The sequence below is a fragment of the Pseudarthrobacter lactosi genome (assembly GCF_055412785.1).
The window spans coordinates 664854-691261 of record NZ_JBVAYS010000001.1 but is presented as its reverse complement, the minus strand read 5'-3'; the positions used below and the strand labels follow the sequence as shown (position 1 = coordinate 691261).

Here is a 26408-nt window from a genome sequence, read left to right as displayed (position 1 = left end):
ATGGTGCCGCTGCCGATGTGGTAATTTTGAAACGCAAATGATCCTTTTTTAATTCCGTCCCGTGAGGCGGGGAAAGGGGAGACGAGAGTTTGACTTCTGTCACAAACGCACCGGTTCCAGCCAGGGTTGTCCTCAACCAGGCCGACATTGACCGTGCACTCACTCGAATCGCCCACGAGATCCTTGAGGCCAACAAAGGGTCCAAGGACCTGGTCCTGCTGGGCATCCCGCGCCGCGGCTATCCGCTGGCCGTCCGCCTCGCACACAAGATTGCCGCCGCCGATCCCACCGTGGACGCCACCGCCATTGTCGGGCAGCTGGACGTCACGATGTTCCGCGATGATCTTTCCCACCAGCCCACCAGGCCGCCGTACCCCACCCAGCTCCCACGCACGGGAATCGACAACAAAGTTGTGGTGCTCATCGATGATGTCCTGTACTCCGGCCGCACCATCCGTGCCGCCCTTGACGCCATCATCGACCTCGGCCGTCCACGGATCGTCCGGCTCGCGGTGCTGATCGACCGCGGGCACCGTGAGCTGCCGATCCGGGCGGACCACGTAGGCAAGAACCTGCCTACCTCGTCCACCGAGAAGGTCCGGGTCCGCCTGGAGGAAACCGACACCGCCGCCGACGGCTCCGTGGTCAACGAAGTGGTTATCGAGGGTGGCGCGTGAAACACCTCCTCTCCACTGAAGACCTCAGCCTGGCCAACGCCATCCGCATCCTCGACACCGCCGAAGAAATGGCTGCCGTCGGGGACCGCGAGGTCAAGAAGCTCCCGGCCCTCCGTGGCCGCACCGTAGTGAACCTCTTCTTCGAAGACTCAACCCGCACGCGGATCTCCTTCGAAGCGGCCGCCAAGCGGCTTTCCGCCGACGTCATCAACTTCGCCGCGAAAGGCTCCTCGGTCTCCAAAGGCGAATCCCTCAAGGACACAGCCCAAACGCTGGCAGCCATGGGAGCGGACGCCGTCGTGATCCGGCACTGGGCCTCGGGCGCGCCGCACCGGCTCGCCGCGACGGACTGGATCGACGCCGCCGTCATCAACGCCGGTGACGGTACCCACGAACACCCCACACAGGCCCTCCTGGACGCTTTCACCATGCGCCGGCACTGGTCAAAGCTCGCGGGCTCCGCGTCCACCGGGGCAGACCTCAAAGGCATGCGCGTCGCCATCGCCGGGGATGTCCTGCACTCCCGCGTGGCCCGTTCCAACGTCTGGCTGCTCCGCACGCTCGGCGCTGACGTCACCCTCGTGGCGCCGCCCACCCTGCTGCCCATCGGCGTCGAGCACTGGCCTTGCAAGGTCAGCTACAACATGGATGACACCCTGGCGCAGGGTGTGGACGCCGTGATGATGCTGCGCGTGCAGGGCGAGCGGATGAACGCCTCGTTCTTCCCCTCCACCCGCGAATACTCGCGCCGCTGGGGCTTTGATGACAACCGGCTCCGGGCCCTGGACAGCCTGGGACTGAAGGACACCATCATCATGCATCCCGGACCCATGAACCGTGGCCTGGAGATTTCTTCCGCCGCCGCCGACTCGCCCCGTTCCACTGTGCTGGCGCAGGTACGCAATGGCGTCTCGGTCCGGATGGCCACCCTCTATCTGCTGCTCTCCGGGGACACCCGCGAACCAGCCGCCACCGCGGGGGCAGCCACCAGCACAGTCCACGCCAACACAGCCCACCCCTATGCAGCGCGTTCAAACGCCGCCCATTCCACCAAGGAGAGCAACTGATGGCAGAGAACAACGGAACCTACCTGATCCGCGGTGCATCGATCCTGGGCGCCGGGGCCGAGGACCTGCTCATCAGTGCCGGCGTCATCGCCGCTCGGGGTGCAGCCGCTGCCACCCACAAAGACGCGGACGGCGCCACCGTCATCGAAGCCGCCGGCCTGGTGGCGCTGCCCGGCATGGTGGACGTGCACACTCACCTGCGCGAACCCGGCCGCGAAGATGCCGAAACCGTAGAGACCGGCACCCGCGCCGCAGCGCTGGGCGGCTTCACTGCAGTCCACGCCATGGCCAACAGCAACCCGGTGGCGGATACCGCCGGTGTGGTGGAACAGGTCCACAGCCTGGGCCGCGCTGCCGGCTGGGTGGACGTCCGTCCCGTCGGCGCCGTGACCGTCGGCCTGGCCGGCGAGCAGCTCGCCGAACTCGGTGCGATGGCAGATTCCCGTGCCCAGGTCCGCGTGTTTTCCGACGACGGCATCTGCGTCCACGATCCCGTGCTGATGCGCCGCGCCCTGGAGTACGTCAAAGCGTTCGACGGCGTGGTGGCCCAGCACGCGCAGGAACCCCGCCTTACCGCCGGGGCCCAGATGAACGAGGGCGCCGTCTCCGCCGTACTGGGGCTCACCGGCTGGCCGGCGGTCGCCGAGGAGAGCATCATCGCCCGTGACGTCCTGCTGGCGCAGCACGTGGACTCCCGGCTGCACGTTTGCCACGTCTCCACCGCCGGCTCCGTGGAGATCATCCGCTGGGCCAAGGAACGCGGCATCAACGTCACGGCCGAAGTCACCCCGCACCACCTGCTGCTCACCGACGACCTGGTCCGCAGCTACAACCCGGTCTACAAGGTCAACCCGCCGCTGCGGACGGATGCAGATGTGCAGGCACTGCGCGCCGGCCTGGCGGACGGGACCATCGACGTGGTGGGCACCGACCACGCCCCGCACCCGAGCGAGAACAAGGAATGCGAGTGGGCGCAGGCGGCGATGGGCATGACCGGGCTGGAAACCGCACTGTCCGTGGTCCAGCACACCATGATCGAAACCGGCCTCATGACCTGGGCCGATTTCGCCCGCGTGACCTCCACCGCGGCGGCGCAGATCGGCCGGGTGACGGACCAGGGGCGTCCTCTGGACGCCGGTGAACCCGCCAACATTGTTTTGGTGGACCCGGCTGCCCGTTGGACCGTTGACCCGGCCAAGATGGCAACCATGGGCCGTAACTCCCCGTTCGCCGGGCTGGAGCTGCCGGGCAAGGTGGTGGCAACCTTCTACAAGGGCCACCCCACCGTCCTGGACGGCAAGCTCAACACGCCGTACCGGGAACCCTCCGCGGCGGGCGCCTCCTGATGGACACCAAACTACTCACCGGCCTCATCACGACGGTGCTCATCGCCGTCGTCCTGCTGATGATCTGGGTAGGCTGGCGCAACCGACTCAGGCGGCAGGCCGACGTCGGCCGCTTGCCCGACGTGCCCCAGTCGCCCGGGGTGCCGCTCGCCGGGGCCGATGGCCAGTACGTTGCGTCCACCACCGCCGGAGACTGGCTGGACCGGATCGCGGTACACCGGCTTGGCATCCGGACCAATGCCGTCCTCAGCGTGTACCCGCATGGCGTCCTGTTCGACAGAACCGGCGCCCCCGCGCTCTACATCCCGGCCGGCAGCCTCACCGCCGTCCGGCAGGAAAGCGGAATGGCCGGCAAGTTCGTGGAAAAGGACGGGCTCCTGGTCCTCACCTGGGACCTCGGGACCCGCGAACTCGACACGGGCTTCCGGACCCGCCGCGCCGCCGACAAAGACGCCCTCTATGACTCCCTTCAGCAATTGATCGCCGCCGCCCCCCAGGAACATTCCCAGGATCCCCAGAGTGGAAAGTAAGACAGTGACAGAAACAGCAGCAAAAACAGAGACCGCGGCACCAGCAGCCCTTTCCACCACGGTTCCCACCACAGTTCCCATACCGGCGGCGCTGGTCCTGGAGGACGGCCGCATGTTCCGCGGTACCAGCTACGGCGCGCAGGGCACTGCCCTGGGCGAGGCAGTATTCGCCACCGGCATGACCGGATACCAGGAAACCATCACTGATCCTTCCTACGCCCGCCAGCTGGTAGTGCAGACCGCGCCACACATCGGCAACACCGGTGTGAACAGCGAGGACGCCGAATCCCGGCGCATCTGGGTGGCCGGCTACATCGTCCGCGACGCCGCCCGCCGCCCCTCCAACTGGCGCTCCGAACGCTCCCTGGACGAGGAACTCATTGAGCAGGGGATCGTGGGCATCCAGGGCGTGGACACCCGCGCCATCACCCGGCACCTGCGCGAGCACAAGACCATGCGCGCCGGCATTTTCTCGGGTGAAGCTGCGAAGGCCACGGACAAGGAACTCGTTGACGCGGTCCTGGCCAGCGCCCCGATGGAAGGCGCGCGGCTGGCTGAGGAAGTCAGCGTCGATACGGCCTACGTGGTGGATCCCAAGGACCACGGCTGGGACGGCGAAGCCCGCTTCAGCATCGCCGCGATCGACCTCGGCATCAAGGCCATGACCCCCATCCGCTTCGCCGAGCGTGGCGTCCGGGTCCATGTCCTGCCGGCAACCTCCAGCCTCGAGGACGTCAAGGCCGTCAACCCGGACGGCTTCTTTATGTCCAACGGCCCGGGCGACCCCGCCACGGCAGACGCCCAGGTCAAGCTGCTCCGGTCCGTCCTGGACGAGAAGCTGCCGTACTTCGGCATCTGCTTCGGCAACCAGATCCTGGGACGCGCACTGGGCTTCGGCACCTACAAGCTCCGCTACGGCCACCGCGGCATTAACCAGCCCGTCCTGGACCGTCGTACCGGCAAGGTGGAGATCACCTCGCAGAACCACGGCTTCGCCGTGGACGCACCGCTCGACGGCGCCACGCAGGCTCCCGAGGAATGCTACGGCCGCGTCGAGGTCAGCCACATCAGCCTCAACGACGACGTCGTCGAAGGCCTCGCCTGCCTGGACATCCCCGCCTTCTCGGTGCAGTACCACCCGGAAGCCGCGGCCGGCCCGCACGACGCCGCTTACCTGTTTGACCGTTTCATCGACCTGATGGCCGTCACCAAAACCGGCTCAGAGAACACCACCGATTCCAAGACTGAGGACAAGAAGTAATGCCCAAGAGAACTGACCTTAAGAGCGTCCTGGTCATCGGTTCCGGCCCGATCGTCATCGGCCAGGCCGCGGAGTTCGACTACTCCGGTACCCAGGCACTGCGTGTCCTCAAGGAGGAGGGCCTGCGGGTCATCCTGGTGAACTCGAACCCGGCCACCATCATGACGGACCCGGAGTTCGCCGATGCCACCTACATCGAGCCCATCACCCCAGAGGTGGTGGAGAAGATCATCGCCAAGGAGCGCCCGGACGCCATCCTGCCCACCCTGGGCGGCCAGACGGCGCTGAACACAGCCATCGCGCTGGATAAAAACGGCGTGCTGGCAAAGTACAACGTGGAGCTCATCGGCGCGAACATCGCGGCAATCGAGCTCGGCGAGGACCGCGAAAAGTTCAAGGGTGTGGTGGAGCGCTGCGGTGCCGAATCCGCCCGCAGCCACATCATCCACACCATTGGCGAGGCCCTGACCGCGGCCGAAGACCTGGGCTACCCGATGGTGGTCCGGCCCTCCTTCACCATGGGCGGGCTCGGCTCCGGCCTGGCATACGACGAAAACGACCTCCGCCGCATCGTGGGCCAGGGCCTGCAGTACAGCCCCACCACCGAGGTGCTGCTCGAAGAGAGCATCCTCGGCTGGAAGGAATACGAGCTTGAGATGATGCGCGACAAAAACGACAACGTCGTTGTGGTCTGCTCCATCGAGAACTTCGACCCCGTGGGTGTCCACACTGGCGACTCCATCACGGTGGCACCGGCGCTGACGCTGACCGACCGCGAATACCAGCGCCTGCGCGATATCTCCATCGCCGTGATCCGTGAGGTGGGCGTGGACACCGGCGGCTGCAACATCCAGTTCGCCATCGAGCCGGACACCGGCCGGGTCGTGGTCATCGAGATGAACCCGCGCGTGTCCCGGTCCTCGGCCCTGGCGTCCAAGGCCACGGGCTTCGCCATCGCCAAGATCGCCACCAAGCTCTCCCTCGGCTACACACTGGACGAGATCCCTAACGACATCACGCAGAAGACCCCGGCGTCCTTCGAACCCACCCTGGACTACGTGGTGGTCAAGGTTCCGCGCTTCGCCTTCGAGAAGTTCCCGGCCGCTGACGACACCCTCACCACCACCATGAAGTCCGTGGGCGAAGCCATGGCCATGGGCCGTAACTTCACCGAGGCCCTGCAGAAGGCGCTGCGCTCCTTGGAGCAGAAGGGCTCGCAGCTGGACTTCTCCTCCGTCCCCGAATGGGAAGTCCCGGAGCTGATCGAGAAGGCCAAGCGGCCCACCACGGAACGCCTGCACCAGGTCCAGCGCGCCCTGCTCGGCGGCGCCACCGTGGAACAGCTGTTCGAAGCCACCAAGATCGACCCCTGGTACCTGGACCAGCTCCAGCTGCTCAACGAGATCTCCCACGAGATCCGCCAGGCCGGAGCCTTGACCGTGGAGATGCTCAAGCGCGCCAAGCGCCACGGCTTCTCGGACGAGCAGATCGGTTCGCTCACGCACAACTCCGAAGCCGTGGTCCGCGGTGTCCGGCAGGCCCTCGGGATCCGCCCGGTCTACAAGACAGTGGACACCTGCGCCGCCGAGTTCGCCGCCTACACCCCGTACCACTACTCGTCCTACGACGAGGAGGACGAGATTGCGCTGCACTCCAAGCCGTCCATCCTGATCCTCGGCTCCGGCCCCAACCGCATCGGCCAGGGCATCGAGTTCGACTACTCCTGCGTCCACGCCTCGATGGCGCTGCGCAAGGCCGGCTACGAGACCGTGATGGTCAACTGCAACCCGGAGACGGTTTCCACCGACTACGACGTCTCCACCCGCCTGTACTTCGAGCCGCTGACCCTTGAGGACGTCCTCGAGGTCATCGCCGCGGAGGAACGCACCGGCGGCGTAATGGGCGTCTTTGTGCAGCTCGGCGGCCAGACGCCGCTGAAGCTGGCACAGCAGCTGGCCGACGCAGGTGTCCCCATCCTGGGCACCTCGCCCGAGGCCATCGACCTCGCCGAGCACCGCGGCGAATTCTCGCGCGTGCTCGACAACGCCGGGCTGATCGCCCCGAAGAACGGCACCGCGGTGTCCTTCGACGATGCCAAGAAGATCGCCGACGAGATCGGCTACCCCGTCCTGGTCCGCCCGTCCTACGTGCTCGGCGGCCGCGGCATGGAAATCGTCTACGACGAGCCGAATCTCTCCCGGTACATCGCCAACGCCACGGAAATCACCCCGGACCACCCGGTGCTGATCGACCGGTTCCTGGAGGACGCCGTCGAAATCGACGTCGACGCGCTCTTCGACGGCACCGACATGTACCTGGGCGGCATCATGGAACACATCGAGGAGGCCGGCATCCACTCGGGCGACTCCGCGTGTGTCCTGCCTCCGATCACCCTGGGCAACAACGTGATCGAGCGTGTCCGGACGGCCACCCGCGCCATCGCCGAGGGCGTGGGCGTCCGCGGCCTGATCAACATCCAGTTCGCACTGGCCTCGGATGTTCTCTATGTGCTCGAAGCGAACCCGCGTGCCTCCCGCACCGTGCCGTTCGTCTCCAAGGCCACGGGCGTCCAGATGGCCAAGGCAGCAGCGCTGATCGGCACCGGTGTCACCATCCACCAGCTCCGGACCGCCTACAAGATGCTGCCGGAAACCGGCGACGGTTCCACGCTGCCGCTCGACGCCCCGGTCTCGGTCAAGGAAGCCGTGCTTCCGTTCAGCCGCTTCCGCACCCCGGAAGGCAAGGTGGTGGACTCGCTGCTTGGGCCGGAAATGCGCTCCACCGGCGAAGTTATGGGCATCGACAAGCACTTCGATACCGCCTTCGCCAAGAGCCAGGCAGCCGCCAACAACGCCCTGCCTACTGAAGGCAAGATCTTCGTTTCCGTGGCCAACCGGGACAAGCGTGCGGTCATCATGGCGGTCAAGCGCCTTTCGGACCTCGGCTTTGAGATCGTCTCCACCGGTGGCACCGCCGACGTCCTGCGCCGCAACGGCATCCAGGCCAGCACGGTCCGCAAGGTCGCCGAGGGCAGCAGTGCCGAAGGAGAGGGCACCATCGCGGACCTCGTCATCGCCGGCGAGATCGACATGGTCTTCAACACGCCCTCCGGCGGCGAAGCCCGCAGCGACGGCTACGCCCTGCGTGCTGCCGCGACCTCCATCGGCATCCCCTGCATCACCACGGTGGCCGAGTTCAACGCCGCGGTGCAGGCCATTGAGGCCATGCGCACCTACGAGTGGTCGGTGACCAGCTTGCAGGAGCACGCCGCCGCGCTGGTGGCGTCCCAGAAGGCAGCGGCGGAGAATGCGGCAGCCGAGTCTGCGGTCTCGCAGCATGCCTGAGGCGGGTTCCACCTCATCCAGCCCTGCCGGCCGGGAGTCCTTCGGCTCCCGGCTCGGGGCGGCCATGGAGTCCCGCGGGCCGCTGTGCGTGGGCATTGACCCGCACCCGGCTCTCCTGAAGGACTGGGGATTGGCCGACGACGCCGCAGGGCTGCGGCGGTTTTCGCTGACGGTCCTGGAGGCCGTCGGTTCCCTCGCTGCCGCGGTAAAGCCGCAGGTGGCGCTTTACGAGCGCCACGGCTCCGCCGGGATGGCAGTCCTTGAGGAGGTCCTGGCCGCGGCAGCACAGGCACGGGTCCTCACTATTGCCGACGCCAAGCGGGGGGACATCGGCTCCACAATGGCTGCCTACGCGGATGCTTGGCTGCGGGACGGCTCATCCCTGGCGGCCGACTCCGTGACCCTCAGCCCGTACCTGGGGTTTGAGTCGCTCCGTCCCGCCCTTGACCTGGCGGCCGACAACGGCCGCGGCGTTTTTGTGCTGGCGCTGACCTCAAATCCGGAGGGGGCATCCGTGCAGCATGTGGGCGGAGCCGACTCCGTTGCCCGGCGGATCGTCGAGGCGGCAGCGGCAGAAAACGGCCGCTATGCCGGCACGATGGGGTCCGTTGGACTCGTCGTCGGCGCAACCGTGGGGTCAGCCTTGATTGATCTGGACCTGGACCTGCCGGCGGTCCGCGGACCGATCCTGGCGCCTGGACTGGGAGCGCAGGGTGCCACCCCTGCGGACCTGCGCCGGACCTTCGGGGCCGCGTACCCGCAGGTCCTGGGGACGTCCAGCCGGGATATCCTTGCTGCCGGTCCGGGGATCCAGGGCCTCCGCAATGCTGCGTTGCGCACGCTTGTCGGGCTCCTCGGCGAATAGGTCCCTCATGGCGGCATCCATTGATTCACCGCCCGCCAAGGGGTAGGTTTCAGGACAAGTCCAATGGCGGTCGCCTTGGACTCTGCCGATGAATCCGGGGGTGTCCTCCATGAGCCTGCGACCCTTATCCGCTTCGGAACGCGCGGCCGCCCTGACCAAGGCGGCCGCCGCCCGGGCCGCACGGGCGGCCGCAAAAGATCGCCTCAAGAACGGCAAAACATCGGCCGCGGACCTCCTTAACGCCTCCGCAGCGGACGACGCCCTGGCCCGGATGCGGGTGGTGGAGCTGTTGGAGGCCTTGCCTGGCATTGGAAAAGTCAGGGCTGCCGCCATTATGGAGCAGCTGGGCATCGCGGCGTCGCGCCGGCTCCGGGGCCTGGGCATTCACCAGCGCCAGGCGCTGGTAGATTTTATAGACGAGAAATAGGGCGTTCCTACAGGCGCCCGAACCCAAACTCCGCCGCAAAGGAATACGTGAGCAAGAAACCGGGACTGACAGTCCTCGCTGGTCCGACGGCTGTTGGCAAAGGCACCGTGTCCACCTACATCCGGGATAACTACCCCGAAGTGTGGCTTTCCGTATCGGCCACCACCCGCGCTCCGCGGCCCGGTGAGCAGGATGGCGTCCACTACTTCTTCAAGTCCAAGGAAGAGTTCGAGTCGCTCGTTGCGGCCGGCGAGTTCCTGGAGTGGGCCGTCGTCCACGGACAGAACACCTACGGCACGCTGAAGAGCACCGTAAACGAGGCCATCGCTGCCGGCCGGTCCGTCCTGCTGGAGATCGATCTGCAGGGTGCGCGCCAGGTCAAGGAAGCCGTTCCGGACGCCCAGTTTGTGTTCCTGGCACCGCCCACCTGGGACGAAATGGTCCGCCGCCTGGTGGGCCGCGGCACGGAAACCGAGCAGGAGCAGCAGCAGCGGCTGGAAACAGCTAAACTGGAACTTGCCGCTGAACCGGAGTTTAACCACACCGTCATCAATGATGACGTTCGCCGGGCAGCGGACGAGCTAGTTTCACTCATGGGGCTGACCCCGCACCCGCACTAGTAGCCCGTACCAGTCAGCCCGTTAGAATTTGGAGAATTCGTGTCCACGAACCTTGAAGGCATCATCAACCCGCCGATCGACTCACTGCTTCAGGCAGCTGATTCCAAGTACGGCCTGGTGATCTTCGGTGCCAAGCGTGCACGTCAGATCAACGCTTACTACGCCCAGCTGCACGAGGGCCTGTTCGAGTACGTCGGCCCCCTGGTCGACACCAAGCTGAACGAGAAGTCGCTGTCCATCGCCCTGCGCGAAATCAACGAAGGCAAGCTCGTTTCCACGCCGATCGAAGCCGCAGAGTAAGTTCAGACTGCCCTGTTGACGGAGGTCACGTGCGCATAGTCCTCGGAGTCGGGGGAGGGATTGCGGCCTACAAGGTCGCATCGCTCCTCCGGCTTTTTACTGAAGCCGGCCACAATGTCACGGTGATTCCCACTGAGGCAGCCACCCGCTTTGTGGGTGTAGCCACGTGGGAGGCCCTGTCCGGCAACCCGGTCAGTAACAGCGTTTTTGACGACGTGCACCAGGTCAACCACGTCAGGCTCGGCCATGAGGCCGACCTCATTGTGGTGGCACCGGCGACGGCCGATCTGCTGGCACGCGCTGCCACCGGTCAGGCTAACGACCTCCTCACCAACACGCTGCTGATGGCCAGTGGGCCGGTGCTTTTCGCCCCGGCCATGCACACAGAAATGTGGCAGCACGCCGCCACCCGGGCCAACGTTGAAACGCTGCGGAGCAGGGGCGTGGCGGTCCTGGAGCCGGCCAGCGGCCGGCTCACCGGCACGGACTCCGGTCCCGGCCGCCTGCCTGAGCCCGAAGCCATCTTCGACGCCGCTATGGCGCTTGCCCAGGGTCAGTCCGATTTCCAGCTTCCGCTGGCCGGTCGGACCGTCACCGTCAGCGCAGGGGGAACCCGGGAGCCGCTGGACCCTGTCCGTTTCCTGGGCAACCGGTCCTCCGGAAAGCAGGGTGTGGCGCTGGCCGTTGCTGCCCGCAATGCCGGAGCCACGGTACGGCTGGTAGCCGCGCATATGGAAGTCCCGGCACCGGCCGGAGTCGACGTCGTCACGGTTGAGACTGCCTTGGAATTGCGGGAGGCGATGCTGGCAGCGGCGGTGGATTCCGACGTCGTGATTATGGCGGCGGCCGTGGCGGACTTCCGCCCCGCGGAGATCTCCGGCACCAAGATCAAAAAACGTGATGACACCGCTGACCCCGTCATTTCCCTGGTCCGGAATCCGGACATCCTCCAGGAACTGGTCGAACTCCGTGACCATGCGCCCGAACACCAGGCCACCCGCCGCAGCCAGCTGATTGTCGGCTTCGCGGCCGAAACCGGTGACGGCCAGGGCGATGTCCTCTCCTACGCGGAGGCAAAGCTCAGGCGCAAGGGCTGCGATCTCCTGGTGGTCAATCAGGTGGGAGCGGACAAGGTTTTTGGCCAGGACAGCAACTCGGTAGTCATCCTTGCCCGCTCCGGCGCCGAACCACAACTGGCCGCCGGATCCAAAACAGAGGTTTCGGTGGCCGTCATCACGCGGGCCGGCTATGAGCTGAACCACGTTTTGCCACGCGCCTGACCTAAAGCCACGCACCGTTTCCTTAGCACAGGGACACATGCCGCCGAAGGTCCGATTCCCAACCAGTAAGGTAGTTGAGTGACTTTACCGCTGCACATTCCCCTCACGCACGGGGCTACGCCCTCCGCCCTCCGGCTCTTCACGTCCGAGTCGGTCACTGAAGGGCACCCGGACAAGATCTGTGACCAGATCAGTGACGCCATCCTGGATGCACTGCTCGCCGCCGATCCCGAGTCCCGCGTCGCGGTGGAGACCATGGCCACTACCGGCCTGGTCCACGTTGCCGGTGAGGTCACCACAGACGCCTACGTCGAAATCCCGCAGATCGTCCGGGAGACTATCCTGGGCATCGGCTACGACTCCTCGGCCAATGGCTTTGACGGCGCCCGCTGCGGTGTGTCCGTCTCCATCGGCCAGCAGTCCAACGACATCGCCGGCGGCGTCTTCAACTCCCTCGAGGCACGCGAAGGCCGCCAGGAGGACGACTACGACCTCCAGGGCGCCGGTGACCAAGGCCTCATGTTCGGCTATGCCAGCGACGAGACCCCCTCATACATGCCGGTCCCGATCTGGATCGCGCACCGCCTGTCCGAACGCCTCACCCAGGTGCGAAAGTCCGGCGAGCTCTCCTACCTCCGCCCCGACGGCAAGACCCAGGTCACCATCGGCTACGACAAGGACGTGCCGGTTTCCGTGGAAACCGTCGTCATTTCCAGCCAGCACGCCGAAGGAACCAGCCTGGACCGCCTGCGCGCGGACCTCGCCTCCTTTGTGATTGAGCCCGTCCTGGCTGCAGCCAACCTGGACATCTCCCGGGCCGCCAACATCCTGAACCCTGCCGGCGAGTTCGTCATCGGCGGGCCCGTCGGTGACGCCGGACTGACCGGACGCAAGATCATTGTGGACACCTACGGCGGCATGGCCCGCCACGGCGGCGGCGCCTTCTCAGGCAAGGACCCGTCCAAGGTGGACCGTTCCGCTGCCTACGCGATGCGCTGGGTTGCGAAGAACGTTGTCGCGGCCGGACTGGCAAAGCGCGCCGAGATCCAGATTGCCTACGCCATCGGCCAGGCCCGCCCCGTGGGCACGTACGTGGAAACGTTCGGCACCGAAACAGTGGACCCGGCCCGGATCAGCGCCGCCATCGCGGAGATCTTCGACCTCCGCCCGCGTGCCATCATTGATGCCCTTGACCTCAAGCGGCCCATTTACGCGAAGACCGCTGCACACGGTCACTTCGGCCGCGACGATCCCGATTTCACCTGGGAGCGCCTGGACCGGGTGGAGGACCTGAAGGCCTTCTTCAACGCGTAGGCCAGCCTGCCATGGCCTCTGATGAGTCTGTCCCTCCCGGTGCTGTCCAGTTGTCCCTGCTGCAGGGATTCCCGGAAAAGGCCAGGCCGTCCGGACCTCCGCTGGCCGCGCATCTTCCGGTGGCCAGGGTCCTTGTGGAGACGCCGCTGCCGCATCTGGACCGGCCCTTCGACTACAGCGTGCCGGCCGAGCTGGACGAGGTCGCACAGGCCGGTGTCCGGGTCAAAGTCAGCTTCAACGGCCAGGACCTGTCCGGCTTCATCATTGAACGGACGGAAGAGTCCGACGCCGGTCACACCCTGGTGCCACTCCAGAAGGTCGTCTCTCCGGTCGTTGTCCTGACGCCCGCTGTCCGGGATCTGGTGTCCGCCGTTGCAGCCAGGTACGCGGGGACGGCCAGTGACGTCCTGCGCGTTGCGGTGCCTCCGCGCATGGCGAGGGTCGAAAAGGATTTCCTCGCCGCCTCTTCAGAAGAGCCAGCGGCCCCGGGTCCACTAGCTGATGCCGACGTCGCGGCCGTTGCTGGCCCGGACGCCCTTGCCGGGTCGGAAGCCGACTGGGCCGGGTACCGCAACGGCCCGGCATTTGTCCGCCACCTGCGGGACGGCGGATCTCCCCGGGCCGTCTTCAACCCGCTCCAGGGATTCGGTCCGGCAGCATGGCCGTACCTGCTGGCCACCGCCGTGGCTGCAGTCCGGGCCTCCGGCCGTGGCGCCGTGGTGGTGGTGCCGGACTACCGGGACCTGGACCTGCTGGAAAAGGCGTTGCTGGAGGTACTGCCCGCCGACGATATCGCCCGACTGACGGCCGATGACGGGCCCACCCCCCGCTACCGGAACTTCCTGCGCCTCCTAGCCGGGTGCGCGCGAGTAGCCATCGGCACGCGTTCTGCAGCATTTGCCCCGGTTCGGGATCTTGGCCTTGTTGCCTGCTGGGACGACGGCGATGACCTCCACATCGAACAGCGTGCCCCGTACGCCCATACCCGCGACGTGCTGTTGCTGCGCGCAGACCAGGAAGGCACCGCCTGCCTGATGGCGGGTCATTCCAGGAGCACGGAACTCCAGCGACTGGTGGAGGCCGGCTGGGCCATGCCTGTCGAGGCCGATCGGGCTTTCGCACGGCGGACCGTGCCCCGTGTGCTGAACACAGCGGACAGCTTCGAACAGGAACGCGACCCCCTGGCCTTGGTGGCGCGGCTTCCGGGTGCTGCGTGGCGAGCTGCCAAGGACGGGCTGGAACGTGGCCCAGTCCTGGTACAGGTGGCCCGCGCCGGCTATGCGCCGTCCCTCGTCTGTGAGACCTGCCGGGAACCTGCCCGCTGCCAGGCCTGCCAGGGGCCCCTGGCCCTGGCCGGTTCCAGCGGCAGCTCCGCGATCCCGCAGTGCCGCTGGTGCTCCACGCCGGCGCCGGAGTGGCAGTGTGCACATTGCGCTGGGCACAAGCTCCGCAAGGGCGCCACCGGAGTGCTGCGGACAGCTGAAGAGCTGGGCCGGGCATTTCCCGGAAAACCCGTTATTACGTCCTCGGGTGGAAACATCAAAGCCGGAGTTGGCAGCGCCAAAGCCCTGGTGGTGGCCACCGTCGGGGCTGAGCCCGTAGCGGAGGGTGGTTACGCTGCGGCGCTGCTCCTCGACGGTGACTCCCTGCTGCGCCGGGAGAACCTCCGTGCTGGGGAGGACACGGTGCGCCGCTGGTTCAACGCCGCAGCCCTGGTGCGTCCGGCATCCGACGGCGGGCTGGTGGTCATCACGGCAACGGAAAGCGTGGCTGTTGGTGCGTTGCTGCGGTGGGACCCGGCCGGGTACGCCCGCCGCGAGCTCGAACTCCGGATGGAACTCCAGCTGCCGCCGGCGGTCAGGATTGCCTCAATCACCGGCCCCCGGGCCGCCGTCGTACATTTTTCCGGGACCGTTGAGAAGGAGCTGGCCACTGCCGGCGTGGCACTGCGGACCGCAGGTCCGGCCCCGCTGGTGCTGACCGGGCCCGCCACCGGTGGAGCCGGGAGTGCCGCAGCGGCTGGGGAGGATGCCCGGACCTTGCTGTTCTTTGCCTACGGGCAGGCAGCCACGGTCACCCGAGTGCTGCGTGCAACAAAGGCCGCGGCCGCCGCCAAGAGGAGCATGGAACCGGTGCAGGTCAGGCTTGACGGCGTGGACGTCCTGTAGCAGACGTCCTTGAGCGGACTGGCGGCTTCAGGGGCGGCGGCGCGCCATGATGTCGTGGGCCACGTCCACCAGCTGCTGCGCGGATTCGTCCCAGCTGAACTCCTGGGCACGAACAACGGAACGGCGCGACGCCTGCTGCCAGTGGGCGTCGTCGCGTAGTTTCTGCACTGCCGCGGCAAACTCTGCCGGGGACGCTGGATCAACGTACGTTGCCGCGTCACCGCCCACTTCCCGGAAAATCGGGATGTCGCTGGCGATGACCGGGGTGCCGAGGGCCATGGCCTCCACCAGCGGGAGACCGTATCCTTCGGCGCGGGAGAGGCTCACCAGTGCGGTGGCCCGCTTGAGCAGGACGGCGTATTCGTCGTCGGTGACCCCGTTGTGGAAGACCACCTTGGCGCCAGGCGGAACCATGATCTCCAGCTCGGCCCGGCGTTCCGCGGTGATCCTGCTCAGCAGGTGAAGGGTGAAATCGGGCAGCTCAGACATCCCGGCCACCATCGTTTCAACGTTTTTGTAGGGCATAAACGAGCCCATGTACACGAGTGAATGTTCTGCACCGGCAGCAGGATCGCGCGGGTCCTGCGCGGGCTGCGGGGCGTTGCTGATAATCCGCACCGGCCTCCGGGTGAGCCTGTACTTGGCCATCAGGGCTTCAGTGGTCCGGCTGATCGTGGCCACGGTGTCCGCCCGGTTGAGGAGGACGCGCTGCGGCCAGAACGCCTTATGATACAGGCGCCACAGGACACGGACCGGCGCCGGCAGGAATCCCGGGGGAGCGGGGTGCTCGTAGTAGATGAGGTCATGCAGGGTCAGGACCAGGCCGTACTTGCGCCCCCAGCTGCCCATGGTCTGCATAGGGCACACCACAACATCGGCCCCCAAGGGGTTGATCCTGCGGGCCACGAACAACTCCAGCGGGGACAGCGGACTGTTGATCAGCGTGTACGGAACATCCGGGAGAAGCGCCAGCTGGCGCATGTCGCTGATCAGCATGGAAACATCGGCCACCTTCGCAGTGGCCGCTATAAGGCTCGCCCCGTAACGGCTGATGCCGTCATGGTGGTCGGTCCGGGTGAATCGTGCATCGATGACAATCTTCACGCGGGGTGGTCCTTAAGGAAGCTGCGGATGAAACCGGCGGCAGGGCCCGGCGTTTCGTAATGGATCAGGTGGCCGACGCCGGGAATGACTTGGAGGACACCGTCGGGGAGGAGCGTGGCGAGGCGGTGCTGGTCGGGCAGGGTGGCAATCTCGTCCTTTTCACCGGCCACCAGGAGCACCGGCAGTTCCAGCTTCCCGGCAACTTCGGCCACATGGCCGCTGACCGAGGCTGTGAACGATTCGAGGAGGCTCTCCCGGTTCGAGAACGCACTGAAATAGGCATGGTGCTGGCCGTGGATGAATCGGCGCAGCTCTTTGTCAGGCGTCTTGGCCATGGCCTCGCTCATGACCCTGACAATCAGCGGACTGCGCAACAGTGCCAGGCCCAGCGGGCGGGGGAGCCGGGCTGCCAGCCGGTAGTAGAGGACGGCCAGCTTGGTCATGATCCCCTTGGGGCCTTCCAGCGCGGGCGCGGCGATGGGATTGATCAGGATCAGCGGTGTGATGGCACCCGGGTGGGTCGCCACAAAATGGGCGGCCACGATCGAGCCGAAGGAGTGCCCCAGGAGCACGGTGTCCGGACCAAGGCCCAGCGCCGCCATGAAGTCCGTGACAAAGGTGCCGTACTGCTGCACCGAATGTTTGCCGGAGGCGAACGCGGCGGAACTGCCGAACCCTGGCAGGTCCGGCATGATGATGCGCATTTCCGGCAACTGGTCAGCCACCCGGAGAAGGCCGTGGTGGTCGCCGCGGAAGCCGTGGATGACCAGGATGGTGCGGGTCTCAGGTGAGGGCTGGACGGGTTCGTACGTCCAGTACGCCACGGCGCTGCCGTTGATCACGATGTCTGCGGCACGGGTGCGGGACGCCAGGCCGGCGCTGAAGAACGAGGGCGCCGGGGATGGCTGTTGAGCGGTGGATTTCATGAGCCTCGGTCCTAGTTGACGTTGTCCGGGTGGGACCCGGTGCGCTGCCCGCGGTCAAGCTCAACCAGGGCTGCCATGTCGCGGTCTGAAAGTTCAAAGCCGAAGACGTCCAGGTTTTCCCGGATCCGGGACTCGGAGCTTGCCTTCGGGATGGCGATGTTCCCGAGCTGGATATGCCACCGAAGAATGATCTGGGCCGCAGTCCGGCCGTGCTCGGCCGCCAGGGCCAGGACCACGGGATCCGACAGCACGTGTCCGCGCCCCAGTGGGCTCCAGGCTTCGGTCCGGATGGCCAGGGCGTGGTGCTTCTCCCTGAGTTCCGTCTGCTGGAGCCACGGGTGCAGTTCAATCTGGTTCACGGCGGGCACCACCTCGGCGCTCTCGAGCAGGTGGTCCAGGTGCACCGGCTGGAAGTTGCAGACACCGATGGCCCGGACCTTCCCTTCGCGGTACAGAGTTTCGAGGGCGCGGTACGTATCGGTGAACAGTTCCCGCTTGGCGCAGGGCCAGTGGATCAGGTACATGTCCACATAGTCCAGGCCGAGGTTGACCATGGAGGTATCGAAGGCACGGAGGGTTGCGTCGTACCCCTGGTCATCGTTCCAGACCTTCGTGGTGATGAATACGTCCTCGCGCCGCAGGCCAGGCGAGGATTCCCCCGAACCACCGCTTCTGCCTTCGGAATCCATGGCGGGGCCGAGTCCGCGCGCCACGCCGGTTTCGTTGCCGTACATGGCTGCCGTATCAAAGTGGCGGTAACCGGTGCCCAGGGCCGCGGCCACCAGTCCGGAGGCTTCCGTTGCCGGAACTTTGTACAGCCCGAATCCCAACTGGTCGATCAGCACACCGTTGTTAAGGCTGAGCCGGGGTGAGGTTTTCATAGCATTGACTTTACCCATTGGGCCAGGCGACACCGCCAAAGCCCACCAAGCGGCGCGCGGTGGCTTCATCCACGATCAGATCGGTGGCGAGCCCGGCGGACAGGGCGCCCCGCAGGCCGTTGATCTTCGATGCCCCGGAGACCACGCAGATCCGGCGCCGGACCTGGCGCAGCTGTGAGAGCGCCGGGCCCGTGGAGCGTTCGTTCAGGACGATGCCGTCGGAGGATCCGTCACGCCGGAAAAAGACCGTGGCGACGTCACCCACAACATCAGAATGGGCAAGCACGTTGAGGTCGCTTTCGTCCAGGTAGCCACCCGCGTAGACGTGACTCGGGTAGTCGGCGTGCACGGATCCAACGCCGAAGATGGCGATGCTCATCCGGGCCTGCAGGTCCAGGATGCGCTGCACGCTGCGCTCATTCCACATGGCGGTTTTGGTGGCCGCATGGTCAAAAAAGGCTGGAACGGGGAACTGCTCTACGCGGGCGCCGTACGCACTTCCGAAGCGGCGCATGATGTCACTCGCGTAGGTGATGCCGGTGGTGTGCATGTTGCCGGCGCCGTTCAACTGGACCACCACGGTATCGTGCGTGATCTTGCGGGTGAGGTGCCTGCTGACGGCACTGAGCGTTGATCCCCAGGCGACGCCGATGATCGCATTGGAATCCACCAGGGGGCCGATGGTTCGTGCCGCCTGGATAGCCACCCGGTCCAAGGTTTCCGCCTCGTTCAGGGACTCCACCACCGGAACCACGTGCACGTCCACGCTGTATTCCCGCCTGATCATGCTTTCGAGTTCGGGGCCGGTATCGAGCGGGTTGCGGATCTGGATCTGGACCAAACCCGTATCCCTGGCGGCCGACAAGAGCCTGGAGACGGTGGACCGGGACGTCCGCAGTTCGCGGGCGATCGCGTCCATGGTCAGGTCCTGGAGGTAATACATCTGTGCAGCCCTGAGCGCATCTGAGTGCCGGGAAGGCGTCATTCGGATTCCATTCTGCACGTTTGTGCATAGTGCTTGACTCCATTTTCCATTACTCCAAACAATAGTTGAAGAACGACGTGGCGTCCGGCGGATGCCCGCACGCCAACAAACCCAGGGAGCAGTTTTGGGAATCAGAGATTCATTCAGCCACAGCGGAGCCACGCCCGCCCACAGCCCGGTGCCGCGCACGTCGGTGCAGGGTCTGCGGAATCGTCCGCACGCCAAGGTCTTGATCATCGGCGGTGGCATCAACGGCGTGGGAACTTTCCGCGACCTCGCCCTGCAGGGAGTGGACGTGGCCCTGGTGGAGCGTGGCGACTACTGCCAGGGTGCCAGCGGTGCGTCCTCACACATGATTCATGGCGGCATCCGATATCTGGAAAACGGGGAATTCCGCCTTGTCCGGGAATCCGTGGTGGAACGCAACCGCCTCCTGCGGATCGCACCGCACTATGTGAAGCCCCTCCAGACGACCATCCCCATCTTCAGCACCTTTTCGGGCGTCCTGTCCGCACCCTTGCGGTTCCTCACGCACAAGCAGCAGGGCAAGCCCAAGGAGCGTGGTGCGTTCCTGATCAAACTGGGTCTGAGCATGTACGACTCGTTTTCCCGCGACGGCGGCGCCGTGCCGCGCCACCAGTTCCGCGGACGGAAGCGGGCCCTTGCCGAACTGCCGCAACTGCACCCCGGCATCAAATACGCTGCCACCTACTTCGACGCCTCTGTCCACAACCCCGAGCGGCTCACGCTCGATGTACTCCAGGACGGCGAAAAGGCAGGCAAAGGCAACGGCGGCCCGAATGGCTCAACAGCCCGGGCCAGCAACTACCTCGCACTTCATTCTCTCGGCGGGGCCCCCAGCCAGTCCGGCACTACGGTCCAACTCCGCGACGAACTGACAGGCGAGCTGTTCGATTTCACGGCGGACGTCATCGTCAACACCACCGGCGCCTGGGTGGACCTGACCAACGAAGCAATGGGGGCGGCGTCGGCCTTTATGGGCGGCACCAAGGGATCACACATTGTGCTCGACCACCCGGTCCTGCTCGAGGCCTGCAAGGGCCGGGAGATCTTCTTTGAACACACGGACGGCAGAATCGTCCTCATCTACCCCATGGGCGACCGGGTCCTGGTGGGAACCACTGATATCAACGCCGACATGACGCAGGACGCCGTGTGCACGGACGAGGAGATCGAGTACTTCTTCAACCTGATCGGCCACGTCTTCCCGGACATCAGCGTGCAGCGTGACCAGATCGTCTACACGTTCTCCGGCGTCCGTCCGCTGCCACGCCACGACGCCACCCAGCCCGGGTTTGTCTCGCGCGACTACCGGATCGAACGGCGCACCCCGGCTGCCGGGGCACCCGGCTCAGGAGCCGCCGTCGTACTCAGCCTGGTGGGCGGCAAGTGGACCACTTTCCGGGCGCTGGCGGAGCACATGGCAAATGATGTGCTTGCCGAGCTGGGGATGGAACGCAAAGTCTCGACGGCGAAACTCGCCATCGGAGGCGGCGCCGGCTTCCCCGAGGATGAGGCCGGAATCCAGAAATGGATCAAGGCCCACACGGGTAGCGGCCGGGACGCGGACCGCTCCGCTGTCCTGCTGACGCGCTACGGCATGAGGGCAAACGACGTGGTCCGCTACCTTGATGCCGGCCCGGACAGGCTGCTCCGTTCCACACGTGAACTTAGTGTCCGGGAGCTGGAGTTCATGGCCCGGAACGAGCAGATCGGGCACCTCATCGATGTCCTTGTCCGGCGTACGTCGCTTGCCTTCCGGGGGCTGGTGACCGGTGAACTCCTCGTCGAGATAGCCGATGTCCTTTCAGGCCCGCTCGGCTGGGACGCGGCCACCAGGGCGGACGAGATCCAACATGCCCGGGAGGTGCTGGAGCGCCTCCACGGCGTGCAGATCCACAGCCTGGTGGCCTAGGCAGGCCAGGCTGCAGCCGGGGCGTCAAAGCGCTCCGGTTCAACGGTCCTTCAACCCGCGAAGGACCGCAAAATAGAAAATAGAGGAGTCAATGATGTCTCTGGGAATTGTTTTTCTTTCCGAAGTCTTCGGAACGGCGATGCTCACCCTGCTGGGTTGCGGTGTCGTGGCCAACGTTGCCCTGAAGGGCACAAAAGGCAACAGCGGCGGGTTCCTGATGGTGACCTGGGGGTGGGGGATAGCCGTCTTCGCGGGTGTTTTTGTTGCCGCCAAATCCGGCGCCCACCTCAATCCCGCCGTCACGCTGGGCCTGCTGGTTAAGGGCAGCAAGGAGTACGCCAAGGACGTCCCCGTGGACGTCGCGTCCACGTTCACGTACTTCGGTGGCGAACTGCTTGGCGCTTTCCTGGGCGCGGTCATTTGCTGGGCCGCTTACAAGCAGCACTACGATGCCGAGCCCGTGGCAGCCAACAAGCTCGCAACCTTCTCCACCGGTCCGGCCATCCGCTCCACGCCGTGGAACCTCGTCACGGAGATCATCGGCACCTTCGTCCTGGTCTTCGTCATCCTGACATTTGGTGGGACACCCTCAGGCCTGGGCCCGCTGGCGGTCGCCCTGCTCGTGGTGGGCATTGGTGTGTCACTGGGCGGACCCACAGGCTACGCAATCAACCCAGCACGTGACCTCGGGCCCCGCATCGCACACGCAATCCTGCCCATCAAGGGCAAGGGTTCAAGTGACTGGGCCTACTCCTGGATTCCCGTGGTGGGGCCGCTGGTTGGCGGAGCGCTTGCCGGCCTGGTGGCCCTCTGGGTGCCCATGATCATGCCTACCCTCGCCGGCTAGTAACTGCTTTCATAAACACACACAAAAACAAGACAAGGACGTCAACATGAACCAGTACGTAATCGCCATTGACCAAGGCACCACCAGCACCCGCGCCATCGTGTTCGACCACAGCGGCAACATCGTCTCCTCGGGCCAGATGGAACACGAGCAGATCTTCCCGCAGGCGGGCTGGGTAGAGCACAACCCCGCCGAAATCTGGAACAACACCCGCGAGGTAATTGCTTCCGCCCTCTCCAAGGCGAACCTGACCCGGCACGACATCGCCGCCGTCGGAATTACCAATCAGCGCGAGACCGCCGTTGTCTGGGACAAGACCACGGGCGAGGCCGTCTATAACGCGATTGTCTGGCAGGACACCCGGACCCAAGACATCGTGGATGAGCTGGCCAAGGACGGCGGTCCGGAGCGGTTCAAACAGAAGGTGGGCCTGCCCCTGGCGACCTACTTCTCCGGAACGAAAATCAAGTGGATCCTGGACAACGTCGACGGCGCCCGGGCCAAGGCGGAAGCCGGGGATCTGGTCTTTGGCAACACCGACGCCTGGGTCCTCTGGAACTTGACCGGCGGGGTGGACGGCGGCGTGCACGTCACAGACGTCACCAATGCCTCACGCACGCTGTTCATGGACCTCGAAACGCTGAGCTGGGATGAGGAGATCCTGGGCATCTTCGGCGTGCCGCTGAGCATGATGCCGGCCATCAAGTCCTCCTCGGAGGTCTACGGCACCGTGCACACTTCCCAGCTGCTGCGCGAAGTTCCGGTTTCCGGCATTCTGGGTGACCAGCAGGCGGCTACGTTCGGCCAGGCGGCGTTCGAGGCCGGTGAAGCCAAAAACACGTACGGCACCGGCTGTTTCCTGATCTTCAACACCGGCGAGGAGATCGTCCACTCGAAGAACGGACTGCTCACCACAGTCGGGTACAAGCTTGGCGATGCCCCAACGCACTATGCGCTGGAAGGCTCCATCGCGGTCACGGGTTCCCTGATCCAGTGGCTCCGGGACAACCTCGGCATGATCAGCAGCGCGCCGGAAGTGGAAACGCTAGCGGCGGCCGTTAAGGACAACGGCGGCGTCTACATCGTCCCGGCCTTCTCGGGGCTCTTCGCCCCGTACTGGCGTTCGGACGCCCGCGGCGCCATCGTGGGCCTGACCCGGTTCGTCAACAAGAACCACATCGCCCGAGCGGCGCTGGAGGCCACGGCCTTCCAAACCCGCGAGGTACTGGATGCAGTCAACGCTGACTCCGGCGTCCCGCTCACCGAGCTGAAGGTCGACGGCGGGATGGTGGCCAACGACGCGCTGATGCAGTTCCAAGCGGATATCCTGGGCGTTCCCGTGATCCGGCCGAAGGTTGTGGAGACCACCGCCCTGGGCGCAGCCTACGCTGCCGGCCTCGCCGTCGGCTTCTGGAAGGACCTCGGCGAACTCTCATCCAACTGGTCCGAGGACAAGCGGTGGGAACCGAAGCTGGACCAGGCCGAGCAGGACCGGCAGCTGCGCCTGTGGAAGAAGGCCGTGACGAAGTCCATGGATTGGGTCGACGAGGACGTGAAGTAGTCCCGAGTTGAATGAGAGGGGCCGCCTTACCTCGGCGAGGAAGGCGGCCCCTGCCCCGCCCGCTTCGCGGTGCCCACCACACCCGGGCGAGGGGCCGCCTTCCCCGCTTACTGGCCAGCGCGCCGTCCATTGCTGCCCTACGTGACTTCACTCCGCTCGTGGCGACTTGCGTTTAGGTGGAGGGGCGGGTGCGCTAAAGTAGTTCTATGCGTGCGATCCTTCTGCTTAGCTAGCCGCCCGGTGTCCGGAAACTACCGGAATGCCGCGCGGCTGCCCCTCCATGGAGAGGGGCTTTTGTGTGTCCGGGCAAGTTTGACGGGCCGGCAGCAGAAGGGATCAGACCGTTGTGGCAGCACCGATGCCACTACAGAACAGAAGAGGGCAGCAGTGAGCGTTCAGCCGGAGACAGAGACCGGAACAGCAGCAGTGGCGGCAGAATCACCCGAAGAGGGTGCCTACAGCTTCGCGGCGATGGAGGCCAAGTGGCCGCAGGTGTGGGAAGACCTCAAAGTTTTCACGCCGGTGGATGATGGTTCCCGCGAGCGCCGCTACGTGCTGGACATGTTCCCGTACCCCTCGGGTGACCTGCACATGGGCCACGCCGAGGCCTTCGCCATGGGCGATGTTGTGGCCCGGTACCTGCGGCAAAAGGGCTTCGACGTCCTGCACCCGATCGGGTGGGACTCCTTCGGGTTGCCTGCGGAAAACGCCGCCATCAAGCGCAACGCCCACCCAAGCGAGTGGACCTACGCCAACATCGACACCCAGGCGGCGTCGTTCAAGCGTTACGCGATCTCCGCGGACTGGTCCCGGCGCGTCCACACCTCGGACCCCGAGTACTACCGCTGGACCCAGTGGCTGTTCAAGCGCTTCTACGAGAAGGGCCTGGCATACCGCAAGGACTCCCCGGTTAACTGGTGCCCCAAGGACCAGACTGTCCTGGCCAATGAACAGGTGGTCAACGGTGCCTGCGAACGCTGCGGCACCCCCGTCACCAAGAAGTCCCTGAACCAGTGGTACTTCAAGATCACCGAGTACGCTGACCGGCTGCTCGATGACATGGACGAGCTGCGCGGCCACTGGCCCGAGCGCGTGCTGGCGATGCAGAAGAACTGGATCGGCCGCTCCGAAGGTGCGCACGTCAACTTTGTGATCGAAGCCGACGGCGTCAAGCCAGCCAAGGACGTCACGGTCTTCACCACCCGCCCGGACACCCTCTACGGTGCCACGTTCTTTGTTGTGGCCGCCGACGCACCGATCGCCGTCGAACTCGTCACCGAAGAGCACACCGCCGCCCTGGACGCCTACCGCGAACAGGTCAAGGCACTGACCGAAATCGAACGCCAGTCCACCGAACGGGAAAAGACTGGTGTGTTCACCGGCCGCTACGCCGTCAACCCGCTGAACGGCGAAAAGCTGCCGGTCTGGGCTGCTGACTACGTCCTGGCTGACTACGGCACCGGCGCCATCATGGCCGTCCCCGCCCACGACCAGCGCGACCTCGACTTTGCCAAGACGTTCGACCTGCCCGTCCGCGCAGTGCTGGACACCGGCGAAGAGGACCCCACCGTTTCCGGCAAGGCCACCTCCGGCGAGGGCACCCTGATCAACTCAGGCGTCCTCGATGGGCTGCCGAAGGCAGAAGCCATCCCCGCCGCCATCGGCATGCTGGAAAAGCAGGGCACCGGCGAGAAGTTCGTTAACTTCCGCCTGCGTGACTGGCTGCTGAGCCGCCAGCGGTTCTGGGGCACGCCTATCCCGATCATCCACTGCCCTGACTGCGGCGAGGTTCCTGTTCCCGATGAACAGCTGCCTGTGCGGCTGCCGGCGGACCTGCGCGGCGAGGACCTGTCCCCGAAGGGCACGTCACCGCTGGCCGCCGCTGAAGCCTGGGTCAATGTTGACTGCCCCAACTGCAACGGGCCGGCCAAGCGCGATACCGACACCATGGACACCTTCGTGGACTCGTCCTGGTACTTCCTGCGGTTCGTCTCGCCGCAGTACACCGAGGGCCCGTTCGATCCCGCCAAGATCAACGAGTGGATGCCGGTAGGCCAGTATGTGGGCGGCGTGGAGCACGCCATCCTGCACCTGCTGTACGCCCGGTTCTTCACCAAGGTCATCCACGACCTCGGCATGATTGACGCCGACGAACCGTTCAGCGCGCTGCTGAACCAGGGCCAGGTCCTCAACGGGGGCAAGGCCATGAGCAAGTCGCTGGGCAACGGCGTGGACCTCAGTGAGCAGCTGGACAAGTACGGCGTGGACGCCGTGCGCCTCACCATGATCTTCGCGTCCCCGCCGGAGGACGACGTCGACTGGGCGGACGTTTCGCCGTCGGGCTCCGCAAAGTTCCTGGCCCGCGCCTGGCGCCTGGCGCAGGACGTCACCAGTGAGCCGGGTGCCGACGTGACCGCCGGTAACCGTGCTCTGCGTTCCGTCACGCACCGCACCATTGCTGACGCCGCTGCGCTGTTGGACACCAACAAGTTCAACGTGGTGGTGGCCAAGCTGATGGAGCTGGTTAATGCCACCCGCAAAACCATCGATGCAGCCAGCGGCGCCGGCGGGGCGGATCCCGCCGTCCGGGAGGCGGCGGAAGCTGTTGCCGTCATCCTGAGCCTCTTCGCGCCGTACACCGCGGAAGACATGTGGAACGTCCTGGGCCATCCCGCATCCGTGGCGAACGCCGGCTGGCCGGTACACGACGAAGCGCTGCTGGTCCAGGACACCGTCACCGCGGTGGTCCAGGTCCAGGGCAAGGTCCGTGACCGCCTCGAAGTCTCGCCCGGGATCGGCGAAGACGAACTGCGGGAACTGGCTCTGGCCAGCGAAAACGTCCAGCGCGCGCTTGACGGCCGCGGCATCCGCACGGTGATCGTGAGAGCGCCTAAACTGGTCAACATCGTCCCGGCCTAGCCCGGGGCACCGGCCGCCGGGCCCAACCGGCGGCCGGCCCTAGACCAGGA

21 protein-coding genes are annotated in these 26408 nt (G+C 65.7%); 17 read left to right on the top strand and 4 right to left on the bottom strand.

From position 1 onward, the window contains the following. The first annotated feature begins 89 nt into the window (after window positions 1-89). From pyrR to ACZY0Q_RS03080, 13 genes are all read left to right on the top strand, one after another. Entirely contained in the window at window positions 90-677 is a 588-nt protein-coding gene (pyrR, locus tag ACZY0Q_RS03140) for a bifunctional pyr operon transcriptional regulator/uracil phosphoribosyltransferase PyrR (RefSeq protein ID WP_463914580.1), read from the top strand. Then, window positions 674-1744: an aspartate carbamoyltransferase catalytic subunit gene (locus ACZY0Q_RS03135; RefSeq protein WP_463914578.1), complete on the top strand. Its 1071-nt coding sequence runs from the start codon at window positions 674-676 to the stop codon at window positions 1742-1744. The genes pyrR and ACZY0Q_RS03135 overlap by 4 nt, the downstream gene beginning before the upstream one ends. Further along, window positions 1744-3090 (top strand): dihydroorotase, encoded by a 1347-nt coding sequence (locus ACZY0Q_RS03130; protein ID WP_463914576.1) that lies wholly within the window; start codon window positions 1744-1746, stop codon window positions 3088-3090. Before ACZY0Q_RS03135 ends, ACZY0Q_RS03130 begins: the two co-directional genes overlap by 1 nt. Continuing rightward, window positions 3090-3620: a PH-like domain-containing protein gene (locus ACZY0Q_RS03125; protein WP_463914573.1), complete on the top strand. Its 531-nt coding sequence runs from the start codon at window positions 3090-3092 to the stop codon at window positions 3618-3620. Before ACZY0Q_RS03130 ends, ACZY0Q_RS03125 begins: the two co-directional genes overlap by 1 nt. Next, complete coding sequence (gene carA / locus ACZY0Q_RS03120; protein WP_463916228.1) at window positions 3601-4881, top strand: glutamine-hydrolyzing carbamoyl-phosphate synthase small subunit; 1281 nt, start codon at window positions 3601-3603, stop codon at window positions 4879-4881. Before ACZY0Q_RS03125 ends, carA begins: the two co-directional genes overlap by 20 nt. Next, on the top strand, window positions 4881-8225 hold the full coding sequence (carB, locus tag ACZY0Q_RS03115) for a carbamoyl-phosphate synthase large subunit (RefSeq protein WP_463914571.1): 3345 nt from the start codon (window positions 4881-4883) through the stop codon (window positions 8223-8225). The genes carA and carB overlap by 1 nt, the downstream gene beginning before the upstream one ends. Next, on the top strand, window positions 8218-9090 hold the full coding sequence (gene pyrF / locus ACZY0Q_RS03110) for an orotidine-5'-phosphate decarboxylase (protein ID WP_463914569.1): 873 nt from the start codon (window positions 8218-8220) through the stop codon (window positions 9088-9090). The genes carB and pyrF overlap by 8 nt, the downstream gene beginning before the upstream one ends. A gap of 109 nt (window positions 9091-9199) precedes the next feature. Next, a complete protein-coding gene (gene mihF, locus ACZY0Q_RS03105; RefSeq protein ID WP_463914566.1) occupies window positions 9200-9517 on the top strand; it encodes an integration host factor, actinobacterial type in 318 nt (105 codons plus the stop codon). Between the two features lie 47 nt (window positions 9518-9564). After that, on the top strand, window positions 9565-10137 hold the full coding sequence (gene gmk / locus ACZY0Q_RS03100; protein ID WP_463914563.1) for a guanylate kinase: 573 nt from the start codon (window positions 9565-9567) through the stop codon (window positions 10135-10137). A gap of 39 nt (window positions 10138-10176) precedes the next feature. Continuing rightward, complete coding sequence (gene rpoZ, locus ACZY0Q_RS03095) at window positions 10177-10437, top strand: DNA-directed RNA polymerase subunit omega (protein WP_307028775.1); 261 nt, start codon at window positions 10177-10179, stop codon at window positions 10435-10437. A 29-nt stretch (window positions 10438-10466) separates the two neighbouring features. Next, on the top strand, window positions 10467-11717 hold the full coding sequence (gene coaBC, locus ACZY0Q_RS03090; RefSeq protein ID WP_463914560.1) for a bifunctional phosphopantothenoylcysteine decarboxylase/phosphopantothenate--cysteine ligase CoaBC: 1251 nt from the start codon (window positions 10467-10469) through the stop codon (window positions 11715-11717). 78 nt (window positions 11718-11795) lie between these two features. After that, window positions 11796-13031, top strand: a complete 1236-nt coding sequence (gene metK, locus ACZY0Q_RS03085) for a methionine adenosyltransferase (RefSeq protein ID WP_463914557.1) — start codon at window positions 11796-11798, stop codon at window positions 13029-13031. A gap of 11 nt (window positions 13032-13042) precedes the next feature. Then, entirely contained in the window at window positions 13043-15199 is a 2157-nt protein-coding gene (locus tag ACZY0Q_RS03080; protein WP_463914555.1) for a primosomal protein N', read from the top strand. Between the two features lie 27 nt (window positions 15200-15226). Here ACZY0Q_RS03080 and ACZY0Q_RS03075 read toward each other — a convergent pair whose 3' ends face one another. From ACZY0Q_RS03075 to ACZY0Q_RS03060, 4 genes are read right to left on the bottom strand one after another with little or no spacing between them, the layout of a single operon-like run. Further along, a complete protein-coding gene (locus ACZY0Q_RS03075; RefSeq protein ID WP_463914552.1) occupies window positions 15227-16303 on the bottom strand; it encodes a glycosyltransferase family 4 protein in 1077 nt (358 codons plus the stop codon). Next, a complete protein-coding gene (locus ACZY0Q_RS03070; RefSeq protein ID WP_463914549.1) occupies window positions 16300-17229 on the bottom strand; it encodes an alpha/beta fold hydrolase in 930 nt (309 codons plus the stop codon). The genes ACZY0Q_RS03075 and ACZY0Q_RS03070 overlap by 4 nt, the downstream gene beginning before the upstream one ends. Window positions 17230-17240: 11 nt before the next feature. Then, a complete protein-coding gene (locus ACZY0Q_RS03065) occupies window positions 17241-18110 on the bottom strand; it encodes an aldo/keto reductase (protein ID WP_463914546.1) in 870 nt (289 codons plus the stop codon). Window positions 18111-18120: 10 nt separating this feature from the next. Further along, window positions 18121-19095: a sugar-binding transcriptional regulator gene (locus ACZY0Q_RS03060; RefSeq protein ID WP_463914543.1), complete on the bottom strand. Its 975-nt coding sequence runs from the start codon at window positions 19093-19095 to the stop codon at window positions 18121-18123. 91 nt (window positions 19096-19186) lie between these two features. Between ACZY0Q_RS03060 and ACZY0Q_RS03055 the strand changes: the two genes are divergently transcribed. From ACZY0Q_RS03055 to leuS, 4 genes are all read left to right on the top strand, one after another. Then, window positions 19187-21031 (top strand): glycerol-3-phosphate dehydrogenase/oxidase, encoded by a 1845-nt coding sequence (locus ACZY0Q_RS03055; RefSeq protein WP_463914541.1) that lies wholly within the window; start codon window positions 19187-19189, stop codon window positions 21029-21031. A gap of 94 nt (window positions 21032-21125) precedes the next feature. Beyond that, window positions 21126-21878 carry an MIP/aquaporin family protein gene (locus tag ACZY0Q_RS03050; RefSeq protein ID WP_463914539.1) on the top strand — a complete coding sequence of 251 codons (753 nt, stop codon included), beginning with the start codon at window positions 21126-21128 and terminating at the stop codon, window positions 21876-21878. A 46-nt stretch (window positions 21879-21924) separates the two neighbouring features. Continuing rightward, on the top strand, window positions 21925-23439 hold the full coding sequence (glpK, locus tag ACZY0Q_RS03045; protein ID WP_463914538.1) for a glycerol kinase GlpK: 1515 nt from the start codon (window positions 21925-21927) through the stop codon (window positions 23437-23439). 387 nt (window positions 23440-23826) lie between these two features. After that, window positions 23827-26358: a leucine--tRNA ligase gene (leuS, locus tag ACZY0Q_RS03040; protein WP_463914536.1), complete on the top strand. Its 2532-nt coding sequence runs from the start codon at window positions 23827-23829 to the stop codon at window positions 26356-26358. Window positions 26359-26408: the final 50 nt, after the last annotated feature.

Coding starts and splice junctions, on each gene's coding strand:
- ACZY0Q_RS03080 (WP_463914555.1), top strand. CDS start 13,043: ATGGCCTCTGATGAGTCTGTCCCTCCCGGTGCTGTCCAGTTGTCCCTG.
- pyrF (WP_463914569.1), top strand. CDS start 8,218: ATGCCTGAGGCGGGTTCCACCTCATCCAGCCCTGCCGGCCGGGAGTCC.
- ACZY0Q_RS03070 (WP_463914549.1), bottom strand. CDS start 17,229: ATGAAATCCACCGCTCAACAGCCATCCCCGGCGCCCTCGTTCTTCAGC.
- ACZY0Q_RS03130 (WP_463914576.1), top strand. CDS start 1,744: ATGGCAGAGAACAACGGAACCTACCTGATCCGCGGTGCATCGATCCTG.
- mihF (WP_463914566.1), top strand. CDS start 9,200: ATGAGCCTGCGACCCTTATCCGCTTCGGAACGCGCGGCCGCCCTGACC.
- carB (WP_463914571.1), top strand. CDS start 4,881: ATGCCCAAGAGAACTGACCTTAAGAGCGTCCTGGTCATCGGTTCCGGC.
- ACZY0Q_RS03050 (WP_463914539.1), top strand. CDS start 21,126: ATGTCTCTGGGAATTGTTTTTCTTTCCGAAGTCTTCGGAACGGCGATG.
- glpK (WP_463914538.1), top strand. CDS start 21,925: ATGAACCAGTACGTAATCGCCATTGACCAAGGCACCACCAGCACCCGC.
- ACZY0Q_RS03065 (WP_463914546.1), bottom strand. CDS start 18,110: ATGAAAACCTCACCCCGGCTCAGCCTTAACAACGGTGTGCTGATCGAC.
- ACZY0Q_RS03060 (WP_463914543.1), bottom strand. CDS start 19,095: ATGACGCCTTCCCGGCACTCAGATGCGCTCAGGGCTGCACAGATGTAT.
- ACZY0Q_RS03125 (WP_463914573.1), top strand. CDS start 3,090: ATGGACACCAAACTACTCACCGGCCTCATCACGACGGTGCTCATCGCC.
- ACZY0Q_RS03055 (WP_463914541.1), top strand. CDS start 19,187: ATGCCCGCACGCCAACAAACCCAGGGAGCAGTTTTGGGAATCAGAGAT.